13 protein-coding genes and 2 pseudogenes are annotated in these 15,398 nt (G+C 63.7%); 7 read left to right on the top strand and 8 right to left on the bottom strand.

All coding sequences use genetic code 11. From position 1 onward, the window contains the following. Nucleotides 1-9 precede the first annotated feature (9 nt). Genes CI15_RS29580 through CI15_RS29570 form a run of 3 tightly spaced genes read right to left on the bottom strand, consistent with a single transcriptional unit; the run spans nucleotide 10 to nucleotide 3,905 of the window. Nucleotides 10-1,716, bottom strand: a complete 1,707-nt coding sequence (locus tag CI15_RS29580; protein ID WP_062135380.1) for an alpha/beta fold hydrolase — start codon at nucleotides 1,714-1,716, stop codon at nucleotides 10-12. Between the two features lie 48 nt (nucleotides 1,717-1,764). Continuing rightward, nucleotides 1,765-2,229 carry a MaoC family dehydratase gene (locus CI15_RS29575; protein WP_062135377.1) on the bottom strand — a complete coding sequence of 155 codons (465 nt, stop codon included), beginning with the start codon at nucleotides 2,227-2,229 and terminating at the stop codon, nucleotides 1,765-1,767. A 32-nt stretch (nucleotides 2,230-2,261) separates the two neighbouring features. Continuing rightward, nucleotides 2,262-3,905: a fatty acid--CoA ligase gene (locus tag CI15_RS29570; protein ID WP_062135373.1), complete on the bottom strand. Its 1,644-nt coding sequence runs from the start codon at nucleotides 3,903-3,905 to the stop codon at nucleotides 2,262-2,264. A 375-nt stretch (nucleotides 3,906-4,280) separates the two neighbouring features. Between CI15_RS29570 and CI15_RS29565 the strand changes: the two genes are divergently transcribed. Both CI15_RS29565 and CI15_RS37420 read left to right on the top strand, forming a co-directional pair. Further along, entirely contained in the window at nucleotides 4,281-4,988 is a 708-nt protein-coding gene (locus CI15_RS29565; RefSeq protein WP_062135371.1) for a PIG-L deacetylase family protein, read from the top strand. A gap of 127 nt (nucleotides 4,989-5,115) precedes the next feature. Continuing rightward, nucleotides 5,116-5,268, top strand: coding sequence for a hypothetical protein (locus CI15_RS37420; RefSeq protein WP_008921009.1), 153 nt, complete (start codon nucleotides 5,116-5,118; stop codon nucleotides 5,266-5,268). A 46-nt stretch (nucleotides 5,269-5,314) separates the two neighbouring features. Here the strand turns inward: CI15_RS37420 and CI15_RS36835 are convergent. After that, nucleotides 5,315-5,449 (bottom strand): annotated as a pseudogene (locus tag CI15_RS36835) (2-aminoethylphosphonate aminotransferase); the annotation flags it as partial. A gap of 310 nt (nucleotides 5,450-5,759) precedes the next feature. On the opposite strand from CI15_RS36835, the gene CI15_RS29560 reads away from it, so the two are divergent. Beyond that, nucleotides 5,760-7,301 (top strand): methyl-accepting chemotaxis protein, encoded by a 1,542-nt coding sequence (locus CI15_RS29560; RefSeq protein ID WP_062135367.1) that lies wholly within the window; start codon nucleotides 5,760-5,762, stop codon nucleotides 7,299-7,301. Between the two features lie 292 nt (nucleotides 7,302-7,593). Then, entirely contained in the window at nucleotides 7,594-9,333 is a 1,740-nt protein-coding gene (locus tag CI15_RS29555; RefSeq protein WP_062135364.1) for a peptidoglycan D,D-transpeptidase FtsI family protein, read from the top strand. Nucleotides 9,334-9,356: 23 nt separating this feature from the next. On the opposite strand, the gene CI15_RS29550 is transcribed toward CI15_RS29555, so the two are convergent. Beyond that, a complete protein-coding gene (locus CI15_RS29550; RefSeq protein ID WP_062135362.1) occupies nucleotides 9,357-10,472 on the bottom strand; it encodes a GGDEF domain-containing protein in 1,116 nt (371 codons plus the stop codon). Nucleotides 10,473-10,789: 317 nt separating this feature from the next. On the opposite strand from CI15_RS29550, the gene CI15_RS29545 reads away from it, so the two are divergent. Then, nucleotides 10,790-11,044, top strand: coding sequence for a DUF2866 domain-containing protein (locus CI15_RS29545; protein WP_062135359.1), 255 nt, complete (start codon nucleotides 10,790-10,792; stop codon nucleotides 11,042-11,044). 16 nt (nucleotides 11,045-11,060) lie between these two features. Here CI15_RS29545 and CI15_RS29540 read toward each other — a convergent pair whose 3' ends face one another. Continuing rightward, nucleotides 11,061-11,690, bottom strand: coding sequence for a 2-hydroxychromene-2-carboxylate isomerase (locus CI15_RS29540; protein ID WP_062135356.1), 630 nt, complete (start codon nucleotides 11,688-11,690; stop codon nucleotides 11,061-11,063). Nucleotides 11,691-11,709: 19 nt separating this feature from the next. Further along, nucleotides 11,710-12,336 carry a LysE family translocator gene (locus CI15_RS29535; protein ID WP_062135352.1) on the bottom strand — a complete coding sequence of 209 codons (627 nt, stop codon included), beginning with the start codon at nucleotides 12,334-12,336 and terminating at the stop codon, nucleotides 11,710-11,712. 344 nt (nucleotides 12,337-12,680) lie between these two features. On the opposite strand from CI15_RS29535, the gene CI15_RS35855 reads away from it, so the two are divergent. Together CI15_RS35855 and CI15_RS37920 are read left to right on the top strand one after the other, a co-directional pair. After that, nucleotides 12,681-13,043 (top strand): GtrA family protein, encoded by a 363-nt coding sequence (locus tag CI15_RS35855; RefSeq protein WP_075643800.1) that lies wholly within the window; start codon nucleotides 12,681-12,683, stop codon nucleotides 13,041-13,043. A gap of 57 nt (nucleotides 13,044-13,100) precedes the next feature. Then, the gene (locus tag CI15_RS37920) at nucleotides 13,101-14,363 is read left to right on the top strand and encodes a glycosyltransferase family 87 protein (RefSeq protein ID WP_075643799.1); all 1,263 of its coding nucleotides are present in this window, start codon (nucleotides 13,101-13,103) and stop codon (nucleotides 14,361-14,363) included. Here CI15_RS37920 and CI15_RS29525 read toward each other — a convergent pair. Next, a pseudogene (locus tag CI15_RS29525) lies at nucleotides 14,335-15,396 on the bottom strand (glycosyltransferase family 2 protein); the annotation flags it as partial. The gene CI15_RS37920 and the pseudogene CI15_RS29525 sit on opposite strands and share 29 nt — an antisense overlap. Between the last annotated feature and the right edge of the window lie 2 nt (nucleotides 15,397-15,398).

Raw genomic sequence — 15,398 nt, 5'->3', positions numbered from 1 at the left:
CTATGTGCGTCACGCTTCCATGACATAGGTGCCGGGTGAGGCGGCGAGCGACGGATGCCGCTCGTTGCCGAGCGCAGCCGGCGCCGCGCGCTTCTCGCCGGAGCGCGCTGACAGCCAGTCGCGCCAGTCGCTCCACCACGAATCCTTGTGCGTCTGCGCATTCGCGAGCCACGCGTCGGCCTGCGAAGGCAGTTCGGCATTCAGGTAAAACTTCGATTTCGGATTGTCCGGCGGATTGATCAGACTCTGGATGTGGCCGCTCGAACTCAGCACGAACCGCGTGCCGCCGCCGAACAGCCGGGCGGTGTCGTAGACGCCCTTCCACGGCGTGATGTGATCGGTGATACCCGCCACCACGTACTTGTCGCATTTCACTTCCGACAGGTCGACCGGCGTATCGAGCACCTTCAGCGCGCCAGGCTTCGTGAACAGGTTGCCCATGAAAATGTCGAGCAACTGGCCATGCAGCGCGGCCGGCAAACGCGTCGTATCGTTGTTCCAGTACAGGATGTCGAACGCGGGCGGCGTCTTGCCGAGCAGGTAATTGTTGACCCAGTAGTTCCACACCAGATCGTTGGGTCTCATCCAGGCGAACACGCGGCCCATCTCTTCGCCGGCGAGCACGCCGCGCGACGTGCTGGCCTGCTTGGCCGCCGCGACGGCCTCGGGCGTCGCGAACAGACCGAGCTGCGAATCCGCCGTGTTGTCGAGCACGGCCACCATCAGCGAGGCTGCGTGCACGGATTTGTCGCCGCGGCTCGCCAGGAGGCCGAGCAGGGCCGAGATCGTCATCGCGCCGGAACACGCGCCGTGCAGATTGACGTCGTCGCTGCCGGTGATATCGCGCACCGCCGCGATCGCTTCGAGAAGCGCCGACACGTAGGTGTCGAGGTCCCAATGAGACTGGGCCGCGGTCGGATTGCGCCAGCTCACCACGAAGACCTGCAGCTCGTTCTTCACCAGATAGTCGACGATGCTCTTGCCTTCCGACAGATCGAACACGTAGAACTTGTTGATCTGCGGCGGCACGATCAATTGCGGGCGGCCGTAGACCTGCGTGGTCGCCGGCGCGTACTGGATCAGCTCCAGCACCTCGTTGCGAAACACCACGGCGCCGCGCGACGTGCCGAGGTTCTTGCCGACCTCGAACGCGGTCTTGTCGACCTGGGCCGGCATGCCCTGGTTCTTCAGCAGGTCCGTCACGATGTTCTTGATCCCGCCCAGCAGGCTCGCGCCGCCGGAATCGACGATCTTCTTGATGGCCGCCGGATTGCCGAGCAGCGTGTTGGTCGGCGACAACGCGTCCGTGTACAACGACAGCACGAACTGGGCGCGCTCCTTGGTCTTCGGGTCGAGCGCCGAGCGATCGACGAAGCCGGTGAGCGCATCACGCCACGCGAAATAGCCTTGCAGCGTCATGCGATACAGCGAGTTGTCCTGCCACGCCGAATCGCCGAAGCGCTTGTCTCCCGGCGGCGGCGCGGCTTGTCCGTTGCCGCTCAGCACCGCGATCAGTTCGCGAGCGAGCTTCGCTTCCTGCTCGACGACGAGCGCCGGTTGCCGCAACGCCTGGGCGCCGATCTGCTGCGCGGTGGCGAGAACGTCGCACGCGCGCAATCCGACAAACGGGTTGGGGCCCAACATGCCTTCGGTGGCGGACGCCGTGAGATCGTCCGGCTGTTCGCTGCGCGCCACGTTTTCAGTACTTACCGCCATTTTTCCTGCTCCTCGAACGATTTGTTCAGTCCTGTCAAACATGTCCGCTCACGCGACCAGCATCGCCAATGTCTCGGCGATCAGCGCCGGCTTGTCCTCGCCCTCGATCTGCAATTCGTTCGCCATCTTGACGATCGCCCGGCCGCCGCTCTTGCGCTCGACCGCCAGCAACGTCGCGCGGTTTCGCACGCGCGCGCCGGCTTTCACGGGCGTCATGAAGCGCACCTTGTCGAGCCCGTAGTTGAGGCCGGCGGACGCGTCGCCGGGAATCACACCGACCTCGATCGCGAGCGCCGCCAGCAGCGACAACGTCAGATAGCCGTGGGCAATCGTTCCGCCGAATGGGCTCTCGCGTTTCGCGCGTTCGACGTCGACGTGAATCCACTGCGTGTCGCCCGTGCATTGCGCGAACGCATCGATGCGCGCCTGATCGACGACCACCCAGTCCGACACACCCAGTTCGCGACCGACGAAGCTCTCGAGCGCCGCCATGCTGTATTCATTGCTGTTCATCGTTCCTGCTCCTCCGTGTTCCTCGTGACGTATCAGGCGAACTGCGCGCGCAGCCACTTCTTGTTCAGCTTGCCGACGCTGGTCTTTTCGAGCGAGTCGACGAACTTGACGATCTGCGGCACCGCGTACTTCGAGATCCGTCCCGACTCACTGAAGGTCAACACGTGACGCTTGATGTCGTCCTCGCTCACCACGAAGCCTTCGCTGAGCACCACCAACGCAACCGGCCGCTCGCCCCATTTCTCGTCCTTGATGCCGATGACCGCGACTTCGGATACGCCCGGGTACAGCGAGATCAGGCTCTCGATTTCCAGCGACGAAATCCATTCGCCGCCCGACTTGATCACGTCCTTCAGACGGTCCGTGATCTGGATGTTGCCGGTCGGGTCGATCGTCGCGATGTCCTGCGTGTGCAGGTAGCCGCCGCCCCACAGTTGCACGGAAGCCTCGGGGTTGTTCAGATAGCCTTGCGTGACCCAGGGCGCGCGCACGACGATTTCTCCATACGCGTTGCCGTCGCGGGCCGCCTCCTCCATGTTTTCGTTGACGATGCGCAGATCGACGAGCGGGACCGGCCGTCCCGTCGTGCAACGCAGACGCAGCTGTTCTTCGTCGTCGAGCGCCTCGGCGCCGGGCGGCAGTTGCGCGAGACTGAGCAGCGGGCACGTCTCGGACATGCCGTAGCCCGCAAAGATGTCGATGCCGCGCTCGAGCGCCGCGCGCGCCAGCCCGTGCGGCAGCGCGCTGCCGCCAATGACGATCTTCCATTTGCTGAAGTCGGCGGCGCGCGCCTGTTCACAGCCGAGCATCATGTGCAAAACCGTGCTCACGCAATGCGAGAACGTCACGCCTTCGTCGCGCACGAGCTCGACGAGGCGGTTTGGGATATAGCGGCCCGGATAGACCTGTTTCACGCCGAGCACGGTCGCGATGTAGGGCATGCCCCAGGCGTGCACGTGGAACATCGGCGTGAGCGGCATATAGACATCGCCACGGTGAAAGCGCTGACCCGCTTCGGGGCTCGCCAACGCCGCCATCCCGGTGAGGGTGTGCAGCACCAGCTGGCGATGCGAAAAGTAGACGCCCTTGGGCAGACCAGTCGTGCCGGTCGTGTAAAAGGTCGTGGCGCGCGTGTTCTCGTCGAAGTCGGGAAAGTCGTAGTGGTCCGAACTTGCTGCGAGCATCGCTTCGTATTCGGCTGCGAACGGAATCGAATGGGTCTCGGCTTCGCTGCCCTCTTCGTCGATCCAGACGAACTCGCGCACCGTTTCGAGCTGACCTTTGATCGACTCGACGAGCGGCAGGAAATCGGTGTGAACGAACAGGATCTCCGCGCCGGCATGATTGATCGTGTACGCGATCTCGTCCGGCGACAGGCGCACGTTGACCGTCTGCAGCACGGCGCCCATCATCGGCACCGCGAAATAGCATTCGAGGTAACGGTGACTGTCCCAGTCCATCACCGCGACGGTGCTGCCGTGCCGCGCGCCGAGCCGGCTCAGGCCATTCGCGAGCCGCGCGATGCGCTCGCGCAGCGTCGTGTAGGTCATGCGGACCTGGCCGCGATACACGATCTCCTGATTCGGCGCCTGAACGAACGGCGTGTGCAGCAGTTGCTTGATCAGCAGTGGATAGGCGTAGGCAGAGGGCGTGGCGGCCGTGGCGTTGTCCGGCATCTGAATCTCCTTGAGTCCTGAACTGGATGGATGGAGGGCAAACACGGCTTCATGGCTGCGTGGCCGACAGTCTCGTCCCGCGGTGTCTTCCCGATAGACGAAATGATCGGCGGGCCGGCGCTGGGGGAACATCCCCTGAAAGGGGGAGCCGCGGGAGGGAGATGGGAGGAGCGTGGCCGGAGAATTCGCGAAACACGAAAAAAGTGCGCTCCACGACCTTGCAGGCACGCGATTTGCGCACCGCAAGATTCGCGCGCAAGCCGCGCCGATTGCGCCTAAGCTGAGGTGACGCCACGTTTATCGGCGCGCACCGCCCCCGGCAGGCGGCAGCTTCGACGCCCCATGCGCCACGCCTCGAACCCCACACGCAAGCCCATGAGCGAAACCAGCCCACGCCTTTTCATCGTCTCACCCCATTTCGACGACGCCGTCTTCAGCTGCGGCGCGTTGCTAGCCGCCCACCCCGACGCCGCCGTCTGCACCGTGTTCGCGGCGCCCCCCGAACACGACATGCATACGGAGTGGGACCAGCGAGCGGGCTTCTCGTCCGCCCATCAGGCGGTCCACGAACGCACGATCGAAGACGACCACGCGCTCGAAATACTCGACGCGATTCCGCTGCGCATGCCGTTTCGCGACAGCCAGTACGGCGATTCGCCGTCGATCGGCCAGATGGCGGCCGCCCTGGAGGAAACCATTTACCGCACGACCGCGAACACGCTGCTGATGCCGCTCGGCCTCTCTCACGACGATCACGCGCGGGTGTTCGAAGCGTGCTGCGAAATCCTGCCGCGGCTCACGCATCTGGACTGGTTCGGCTACGAGGAAGCGATTCACCGGCGCACGCCCGGTGCGGTGCAGGCGCGGCTCGCCGATCTGGCGCAGCGCGGCATCGTCGCAACGCCGGCGACGCCGAGCGCGGGCCACACGATCGACGTGCAGCGCCAGGCGCATCTGAAGCGCGAAGCGGTCAACGCGTACGCGAGCCAGTTGCGCGCGTTCGGCGCCGGCAATTACGAGGACGTGTTCGCGACCGAGCGCTACTGGCAACTGAGCGTCGGCCGAAAACGCGCGAGAAAGTAGCAAAATGGAGCGAGCAGGAAGCGCGGCGAACGCCTACGCTTGAAGACAGAGATCCAACGCGGCGGCGTAGTTCGGCGGTAAGGCCGCCTACGCCGGACCTGCGCATTTCAACCGCAAAGGTGACGCCATGAGCTACGACATGCACACCAGCCCGATTCCCGACCCGAACGCCGACCCGAACCGCGACCCGGAAGCCGACCCGCTCGTGCCGCCGTCGCCGGGGCATCATGTCGAGGAACCGCAGCGGCCCGATGGGCCGCCGGACAAGGATCCGGTGTAGGGAAGCCGGCGGCGGCGCGGCCGCGGCGCGCTGCCCTGAGGCCGAATCAGCCGGCCAACTCGCTGAAGCCCCGCAGCAGGCGGTCGATATCGGCCGGGTGAATGTTGCCCATCGTCGAGATGCGGAACAGCTCAGCCGACAGTCCGTCCTGCCCCGCATAAATCACGAAGCCGCGCGCTGCGGGACTGGGATACGAAAGCGGGTTCGCGTGCGTTCACTGTTCGAGAGGAGCATTTATTAATCAACCTGATTTACCGAAAAATAACCATTTAATTTTGATTCTCAAATATTGAACAAGGTCTTTTTCGAATTACGAACTCAGACGGGTTGTTGAAACAGCTAATAAATCTGCTGATTGATCAGATGAATGGGGTTACCAAACAACGGGTTTCCCCCGCCTCAATCAATGCCGTTTCGCGCCGTAAACACAGCGAGCGGCATTCGACCGCGATTCAATGGACCCTACTGGCCAAAAGCCTATTCCCATCGCTATGACTTTGAACCGAAAACTGGCGTCGATGATTGCCGTTCTGTGGGTCGGCCTGATCCTGATCGGCGGGTTCGGCGCGTGGCAAAACCGCGCGTCGATGATCTCGGACCGGCGCGAACAATTGCACTCGCTGATCGACGAGGCGAACCACGTCGTTGGCCACTACTACACGCTCGCGCAGCAACATGCGCTGTCCGAGGACGACGCGAAAAAGCAGGCGCTCGCGACGCTTGGCGCGATGCGCTATGGCAAGGACGGCTATCTGTCGATCAACGACTCGCAGCCCGTCATGCTGATGCATCCGATCAAGCCCGAGCTCAACGGCAAGAACCTCGCGCAGTTCACCGATCCGGCGGGCAATCATCTGTTCGTCGATATCGTCACCGCGGGCAATCACGACGGCGGCGGCTTCGTCGATTATCTGTGGGCCAAGCCGGGCAGCGAGCAGCCCGTCGCGAAGACCAGCTACTCGATGCACTTCGCGCCGTGGGACTGGTACCTCGTGACCGGCATGTACATGGACGACGTGCAAAGCGCGTTCTACCGCAACCTGTTGCGCTGGCTCGCGATCACGGTGACGCTCGGCGCGCTCGCCACGGCCGTGATGCTGCTCGTGCTGCGCAGCATCCGCCGCTCGCTCGGCGGCGATCTGGAAGTGGCGCTCGAGCATGCGCGGCTGATGGCGCAAGGCAACCTCGCGACACGGGTACCGATCGATCCGCGCGACAACGGCAGCCTGCTGCACGCGCTGCACACGATGCAGGCGGGACTCGTCGACACGGTCTCGCGCGTGCGCCAGGGCACCGAGAACATCAACGTCGGCGCGAACGAAATCGCAGCGGGCAACACCGACCTGTCGCAGAGGACCGAAGAGCAGGCGGCGGCACTCGTGCAAACCGCGTCGAGCATGGATCAGATGACGGTCAACGTGAAGCAGAACGCCGACAGCGCAACCCAGGCCGCGCAACTGGCGGGCGATGCGGCGAACGTCGCGACGCGCGGCAGCCGCGTGGTCGACGACGTGGTGCGCACGATGGGCGAGATCACCGCGAGCTCGCGGCAGATCGGCGACATCATCGGCGTGATCGACGGCATCGCGTTCCAAACGAATATCCTCGCGCTGAACGCGGCCGTCGAGGCGGCGCGCGCCGGCGAACAGGGCCGCGGTTTCGCGGTGGTCGCGGCCGAAGTGCGCAGCCTCGCGCAGCGCTCGGCGACGGCCGCCAAGGAGATCAAGGCGCTGATCGAAAGCTCGACCGATACCGTCGAGACCGGCGCGTCGCTGGTCGCCAACGCGGGCGCGACGATGGGCGAGATCGTGCAGTCGGTGCGGCGCGTCAACGAGATTCTCGAAGAGATCAGCCATGCCTCGCGTGAGCAGAGCGCGGGCATCGAGCAGGTCAATCGCGCGGTCGGCGAGATGGATCAGGTCACGCAGCAGAACGCGGCACTGGTCGAACAGGCGGCGGCCGCCGCGCATTCGCTGAAGGACCAGGTCGGCGTGTTGCGCGACGCGATCGCGAGTTTCGCGTTGCCTGCTTGAGGTAGCCGCAGCGCGCCCTCGACGGGTGCGCAAAAAAGAAGGCGCTCCACAGGCAGGAGCGCCTCTTCAACACGCCGCGTCGGAGTCGACGCATTAATCGAACGAACCAGCCGCGCGGATTTTTCAAGTCCGCGCGGCTTTTCGTTTTTAGACGTCTTTCACATTCCTCGCATTTACATTACGTTTTATTTACAATCGGCCGGGCGACAGTCGTTGCCGCCGCGCCTCGTGGTTCCGGCGGCATCGTTCAATCGCGAAGTCGTACCCTCCGCAACGTTCGCCGCCCGCGCCCATGATCCACCAGAAAAAACCGCCGTCGCACGATCCGTACGCCTCAGCCGCGAAGAACCCGCTGCTCGACGCGCGCCTGCCCGCGTGGCGCTCGAAGTTCGTCGTGCTGCTGATGTTCGCCGCGTTCGCGACGCTCGCGGTCCGCGCCTTCTGGGTGCAGGTCGTGAACCAGGACTTCTACGTCGACCAGGGGCAAAAGCGCTATCAGCGCCTGCTTGAACTCGACGCGACGCGCGGCCGGATCGTCGATCGCCATGGTTCGATACTCGCGGTCAGCCTCGCGACCTATGAAATCTGGGCCACGCCGAAGGACCTCGACGAAAGCGCGTTCGCGCCGCTCGCGAAGCTGCTCGATCTGCCGCTCGCGGAGTTGCGCCGGCGTCTCGCCGGCGAGCGCAGCTTCGTGCTGCTCAAGCGCCAGGTCGATGCCGACACCGCCGCGCATCTGTCGCGCCTCGGTCTCGCCGGCATCACGCAGATCGCCGACAGTAAACGCTTCTATCCCGAAGGCGAGTCGGCGGCGCACGTGGTCGGCTTCACCGACATCGAGGACGACGGCCAGGAAGGCGTCGAGCTCGCCGCCGACGCGCAGCTGCAAGGCGTGCCCGGCCAGCGCGAAGTGATCCGCGACCGGCTCGGCCGCGTGATCTCGGAGACGCGACCGCTCGTGCCCGCGCGCAACGGCGCGACGATCGAGTTGACGATCGACCGGCGCATCCAGCAACTGGCGTACGCGCAACTGAAGGCGGCGATCGCGCAGCACCGCGCCGAAGCAGGCAGCGTGGTCGTGCTCGATGCACGCAACGGCGAAATCCTCGCGCTCGCCAACTATCCGAGCTTCGATCCGAACGACCGCACGCGGCTCTCAGGCCGGCAGTTGCGCAACCGTGCGGTGATCGATACGTTCGAACCGGGCTCGACGATCAAGCCAGTCGTGGTCGCCCTCTCGATCGACGAAGGCAAGGTACGGCCGCAAAGCATCATCGATACCGCGCCTGGCTGGTATCGGATCGGGCCGGCCGTGATTCACGACACGTCGAATCACGGCACGATGACGGTCGCCGAGGCGGTGCAGAAGTCGAGCAATATCGCGCTCGCGAAGCTCGCGCTGAACCTGCCGGCCGAGACGATCTGGACCAAGTATCGCCAATACGGGCTCGGCATGAAGCCCGAGCTGCCCTTCCCGGGCGTCGCTGCGGGCAAGCTGCGGCCGTACAAACGCTGGCGCCCGATCGAGCAGGCGACGATGGCGTATGGCTATGGGCTGTCGGTTTCGTTGCTGCAGATCGCGCAGGTCTACACCGCGTATGCGGGCGACGGCGCGATGCAGCGCGTGAGCCTGCTGCGCGAGCCGCTCGATGTGGACGCCCCTGAGTCATTCGTCGCTCGCAGCGAGCCGGTCACGACACCCGGCACCGCGCGCGCGATCCGCAACATGCTCGAAATGGCGACCGGCGATGGCGGCACGGGACGCGCGGCGACGGTGGCGGGCTATCGCGTCGGCGGCAAGACCGGCACCGCGCGCAAGCAGATCGGCGCGGGCTACGCGAAGAACCACTACCGCGCGCTGTTCGTCGGCATGGCGCCGATGAGCGATCCGCGCCTGATCGTCGCCGTGATGATCGACGACCCGGCCGGCAAGGCATTCTACGGCGGCACGGTCGCTGGGCCGGTGTTCAGCGGCGTGATGGGCGGTGCGTTGCAGTTGCTTGGGGTGCCGCCCGATGCGGCAGAGGTGTGACGGCCAGGATCCGCTGCGAGCGCTCAGCCCGCTTGGTCGCCCGGCTCGACCTGCGCCTCGATACGATTGCGGCCGCCGCGCTTGGCCCGGTACATCGCGCGATCGGCCTCCTCCATCATCGCCTGACCGAGCGACATCGCCTCGTCCGCGGTGCCCCCGACCGCGCGCGCAGCCACGCCGATCGACACGGTCAATGCAAGGCGCTCGCCGCGCTCGTCGCGCACCTCGAGTTTCTCGACTGCGAGCCGCACACGCTCGGCGACGACCATTGCATCGGCGCGATCGCCTTGCAGCAGCGCGGCGAATTCCTCGCCGCCATATCGCGCGACGGTGTCGCCGAGCCGCACCTGCTGGCGCACGCAGGCCGCCACCGCCACGAGCGCGCGGTCGCCGGTCTGATGGCCGTGGCTATCGTTGATGTGCTTGAAACCGTCGATATCGATGAAAAGGCACGCGACGGGCGTGTGATAACGCGCCGCGCGCATCAACTCTTCCCGCAGACGCTCGTCGAAATAACGGCGATTCGCGAGGCTCGTCAGCGCATCGGTCATGCCGAGCTGCTTGAGCCGCTCGCGATGCGCGACGTTGTCGAGACTCGCGGCGACGATGCTCGCGAAGCGCTCGAGAATGTCGGTGGCCATGCCCGCGCCGAAGCGAGTGGGGTCGTCGCTGCCGAGGCATAGATAGCCGCTGACGCTCGTGCCCGCGGTGAGCGGCAGCAGAATTGCGCTGGCCGGCACGTCGGCCGGCGCGGCACCGAAGAACGCGTGGCGCGCGTTCTCGTCGAGTCCGCCGGGGCGGCCGAGCCACGGCCGATTGCCCTCGCACAGAGATTGCGCGACGAGACCAGCCTCGCGCGACGTCTTCAGATGCGCGTGATCGTGCGCGCGCAGTGCAAACGGCTCGAGCAGTTCGAGCAGCATGGGCGCGTGATCGTCGAGCCACAGCGTCACGTTCGCGAGCGCGAACTCCTGCGGCAGATGGCTGAACAACGTATCGAGAAACGCCGCGAAATCCTGCGCGCCGATCAAACGCAACTCGACGTTCTGGAAGCGGCGCAATGTGCGCTCATTGTGCTGCACGGTGTCGACGAGCGAACGAAGGCGCTCGGAAAGCGGCGTTTGGGCGAGATTCGTCACGGTATCAGCAAGGCGGGCCCGAAGGCGAAGCGGGGTCGACGCCCCAACTCTACTGATAACGGCCGATTCATCGAGGTCTTGAGGGCGACATCGCGGTGGGCTGATCGGCACGCGCTTGCATTTGCTTGCACTCGCTTACAAGCCGTCAGAACCGTTCGCGTAGTGGTCGTGGCGCTTTAAGTTTCGCTTAATTGTTCCCTGCAACCATGTCGCTCATCCCCTGTTGAGCCGCCGGAACATCGGCGGCGCTTTTTCTCCAGGGCCGCGAAAAACGCTGCTGAAAAACGGTCACGCGCACGAGAAGAAGGGAGCAAATCATGGTTGAAGAGATGGTAGTCGAACACCTGCGTGCGATGCCCGACCATGAATGGACTCGCCAGATTCACTCCTGCAAGGTCTCCGATCCGCTGCAACCGCCCTGGGGCCGCTCTTACCGGCTCGTCGAATGGACGATGAAGCACGCGCCAGAATCGAGCCGTCGCGTCGTTCCCGCCGAAAGTACTCCACTTGAAATCGCCCAGGCCGTGGTCTCCCATGTGCCGGGCCGGCGCTTCTGTCAGCAAGCCGACTGAGCGCTGCATTCCCCGTTCATTGGCGCGCCGCGATCGCGTCGCAGTAGTCCAACGCATCCTCCAGCCTGTCGTTTCCCCAGAACATCTCGCCGCCGACGAAAAACGTCGGCGCGCCGAAAATCCCCTTGTTCACGGCCTGTTCGGTCTGCTCGCGCAAGCTGAGCTTGTTCGCGTCGCTTTGCGCGGCATCGATCAGGTTCTGCGCGGGTAAGCCGAGCGAGTCGAGCGCATCGCGCACGACATCGATCGACCCGATCTCGCGGTCGTCGACGAAATTCAGCTGCATGATCTTGCGGCACCAGTCGCCAATCCACGGCTCGTTCGCACCGAGCACCGCGACGCGCATCGCGAGCAGCGCCGCGCGCGGAAACGTGCTCGGACGTGTGAGCGCAATGCCGTATTTGCCGCATTGACGCTCCATGTCTTTCCACACGTACGCGCCTTTTTCTTTCTGCAGTACGAAGGGCGAGTTCTCGAAACCGAGCTGGCGAAATACCGGACCGAGCAGAAACGGCCGCCAGACGATCTTCACATTGCGCGCCGCCGCCAACGCTTCGATACGCATCATGCTCAGATAGCTATAGTTGCTGCCGAAGTCGAACCAGAACTCGATTGCGCGGGCGGTCGAACCGGGGTCGTCATTCATCGCTGTCTGCCTCGATGACTCAGCGTGTCTGCACGGCCACGCGCAGGCCGAGCGAAATGAACAGCACGCCGATGAACTTGTTCTGCCAGCGCGTCAACCACGTCAGGCGCTTCACGAGCTTGCCCAACGGTCGCATCGCCAGGACGAGCAACGTCGTATAAAGCGCGCTCATGGCGACGAAAATCAGCCCGAGCGTCGCGAACTGCAGAAAGGTCGAGCCATGTTCGGGGCGCACGAACTGCGGCAGAAACGCGAGGAAGAACAGGGCGGTCTTCGGGTTCAGCACTTCGGCGGGAATCGCCTGCAAGAACGCTTTCGAACCCGATACCGGCGCGACGACCGGCAGATGCGCACTCGCCTGCTTCTCGCGTAACGCGCGAATGCCCAGGTACACGAGATACGCGGCACCGACGAATTTCACCGCGTTGAAGGCCAGCGCGGACGTCATCAGCAGCGCGGAGAGGCCAACCGCGGCGCCCAGGGTGTGCATGAAATCGCCGGCTGCGATACCGAGGCCGGTCAGAATGCCGACCTTGCGTCCGCCGTGCATGGTGCGCGTCAAAACCAGCAGCACGGCCGGGCCCGGAATCAGAAAGAGCCCGAGCACGACGGCTACGAAGGTCCCCAACGTGGATAGGTCAAGCATGTCGTCTCCTTGTGACGCGCGGGATCGAAGCTCACGGTGCGCGTTCAGCGGATCATTGTAGACGAACGCGCGAACCTCTTCTGAGCGCGCCGCTGGGCGCGGAACTCGAGATTCGCTGGACTGAACACCGCGAACCGCTTCTATAGCGCTAACCTGAGTGCCGCTCCACCCCTCCGATTCCTTCGGACTGCCTGAGGCGCGTCGCGCTCTGCATGATTCAGAACGCGAGTCGCGTTCTGTCCGCCATCGCGCACTCCACGGCAAAAGCCTTTTCTGAAACGTGGCTTGAGAGTCGCTCCAACGATGCGATAATGACGTATCCATACATTAGCGCGTTCCCCTAAATGCCCAGGATCATCCGCTTCGCCATAGCCGGCGTCGTCGCCACCTGCACGCATCTGTCCGTCGCCTGGCTGGTCTTCAATCGGCTCATTGCAGATTCAGCAATTGCCAACCTCGCCGGATTTGTCCTTGCTAATGTCGTCTCGTTTCTGCTGCAAACACTTTGGAGTTTTTCCAGCAGGCCAACGTTCTCGAATTTTTCCCGCTTCTCCGTCGTCTCCTCCGCAGGCTTCGGTATTTCGGCACTCGTGCCGCTGCTAGTAGGTCGACAGCATCTTTGGGCGCCCACGCTCATCGTCGTCTGTTGCATTCCGGTATGCTCATACATCGCGCACGCGCGGTGGACCTATCGAGCGGAAGGCTGACTCGGTAGTCATTGGCGGACCGATCTGCGCACAGCACCCGAACGTTACACAACAACCATGACTACACAAGAGACGAGCAGAAAGGCAACGTCCACTTTTCATTTCCTGCTCGTTTTCGTGCCGAGCTTCCTGCTCATCTTACAATTCATCCCCCTCGTCATCTGCTTCGTCGCGCACTACGTACTCGGCATCCGCACCATGCCGGGCATCGGCTTCGACTTCGGGATTTTCTGGGCTGCGGCCCGTGTCGAGCTGGCGCACGGCGCGGCAGCGGTATTCTCGCCTCGCTGGATGCAACCGCTGGAAGCCATCGTGCGCTCCTCGCCGCGCTATGATCCCTGCCCTTATCCGCCGACTTTCCTGCTCGCCATTCGGCCACTGGGCTATTTGAGTTATCCGTGGGCGCTCTTCCTGTTCCTGGCACTCGGCATCGGCGTCTATTGCACGGTCGCATTACGCATCGGCCACCGTCTGCCACAGACACAGCGCCAGTTCATCCTGATCGTTGCGCTTGCCGGCATGCCGTTGGCAATCTTCGAGGGACAAAATTCGCTCTTTACCGCCGCAGCCGCTGCCGCAGCGCTCGTGCTGATGGAGAGTGCGCCGATTTGCGCGGGTGCTTGCCTTGCCGTGCTCCTCATCAAGCCCCAACTGGGTGTGCTCTTCCCTATCGCCCTCGTATGCGGACGCCGCTGGAAGATGTTGCTCGCCACGATGATCTTTTGCTCGGCATTTCTGCTGTCGAGTATTGCGATACTAGGAAGTGAGGCGTGGTCCTCGTTTTTCTCTTATCTCCCCGCCTTCAGACAAGCCGCCTTGCTGGATGGCCGGGATCATTGGTTCGGCATGCCAACGTTATTCGCCACCGCCAGACTCCTTGGTGCGCCCGTCGCGGTGGCTTACGCGGTTCAGGCGCTAGCCGCCATTCCCGCCGCGCTTGCCGTCGCCTATCTTTGGCTCGTGAACGCACGGCACGAATTGAGGGCCGCGGCCTTGCTCGTCGCCACCCTGCTCGTGCAACCCTATTTGATGACCTACGATCTCGCCTGGCTCGGCTTTCCGGCGGCGTTTCTAATCCGCGACGCGGCAGCGGCCAGGCTCACGCGCCTGGACCGGCTCGCGCTTGGCGCGGCATGGGTAATGCCGGTCTCCGAATTGACTGGCGCTACAGCTCATTTGCCATTTCATCTGGCACCCGTCGTAATGATTCTGATGCTGACGGCGATCGTGCGACGGCATCGGACCTCGCATCGGCCCATGCAAGATCTTGCCGGGCCGGCGGATGAACGCTCCGACCGTCTCGCCGAAGCGTGCGGCTGATCCGGTTTCTCCGTTGGAACCCGTGTACGCCCTCGGCGAGACGCGCGTCACGCACAGTTTCGGCGGCGCCATAACGTTGGCGAACGAGGTAAATCGGCCGATGTTTCGACTCGTCGTAAATCCGGCCGATGTATTCACCGATCACGCCGATACCGACGAGCTGGATTCCACCTATGAACAGCACTGCCGAAAACAGCGATGCATAACCGGGTACGGGATTACCGAACAGCAACGTTCGCACGACCATGAATCCGCCGTACAAGAACGCGAGCATCGCAATCAAGGCGCCGACATAAGTCCAGGCACGTAGCGGAATCGTACTGAAACCGGTAATGCCTTCGATCGCGTAATTCCACAGGCGCCAGCCCGAAAAGCTCGAATGGCCCGCACTGCGTTGTGCCCTCTCGTAGTGGAGCGTGACGGCGGGAAAACCGACCCACGCGAACAGCCCTTTCATGAAGCGACGCCGCTCCGGCAACCGGCGCAGGGCTTCGACGACCTCCCGGTCCATCAACCTGAAGTCGCCGACATTGGGCGGGATCTTCACGCTCGACAGGGCATTGTGAACGCGATAGAAGAGACCGGCGGTCACGCGTTTTGAAAGCGAATCGGTACTGCGGTTGGCGCGATGCGCCAGTACGACCGGCGCGCCGTCCCGCCAGCATTGGATCATGTCGGGAATCAACTCCGGCGGATCCTGCAGATCGGCATCGATGACGATCACGGCATCGCCTCGCGCCTCGTCGAGACCGGCGGTCAGTGCCGCTTCCTTGCCGAAATTGCGTGTCAGGTCGAGCACGCGGATGCGCGCATCCTCGGCGGCAGCCGCGAGCAACTGGTCGAGCGTGCCGTCCTGGCTGCCGTCGTTGACGCAAACGATCTCGAAACGAAGCGCTTGAAGTGGGTCGATGACCTTCCGTATTTCCGTGAAGAACAGATGGACCGCATCGTGCTCGTTATGAAACGGCGCGACGATCGAAATCAGCGGAACCGGCGGTCGCTTCGACAGATCCCGGATGTTAGCGGAGGGCATCA

Origin of the sequence: Paraburkholderia monticola (assembly GCF_001580545.1) — a bacterium.
Lineage (GTDB): Bacteria > Pseudomonadota > Gammaproteobacteria > Burkholderiales > Burkholderiaceae > Paraburkholderia > Paraburkholderia monticola.
Note: the sequence above shows the minus strand (reverse complement) of the source record. Positions and strands in the feature narration are given on the sequence as shown.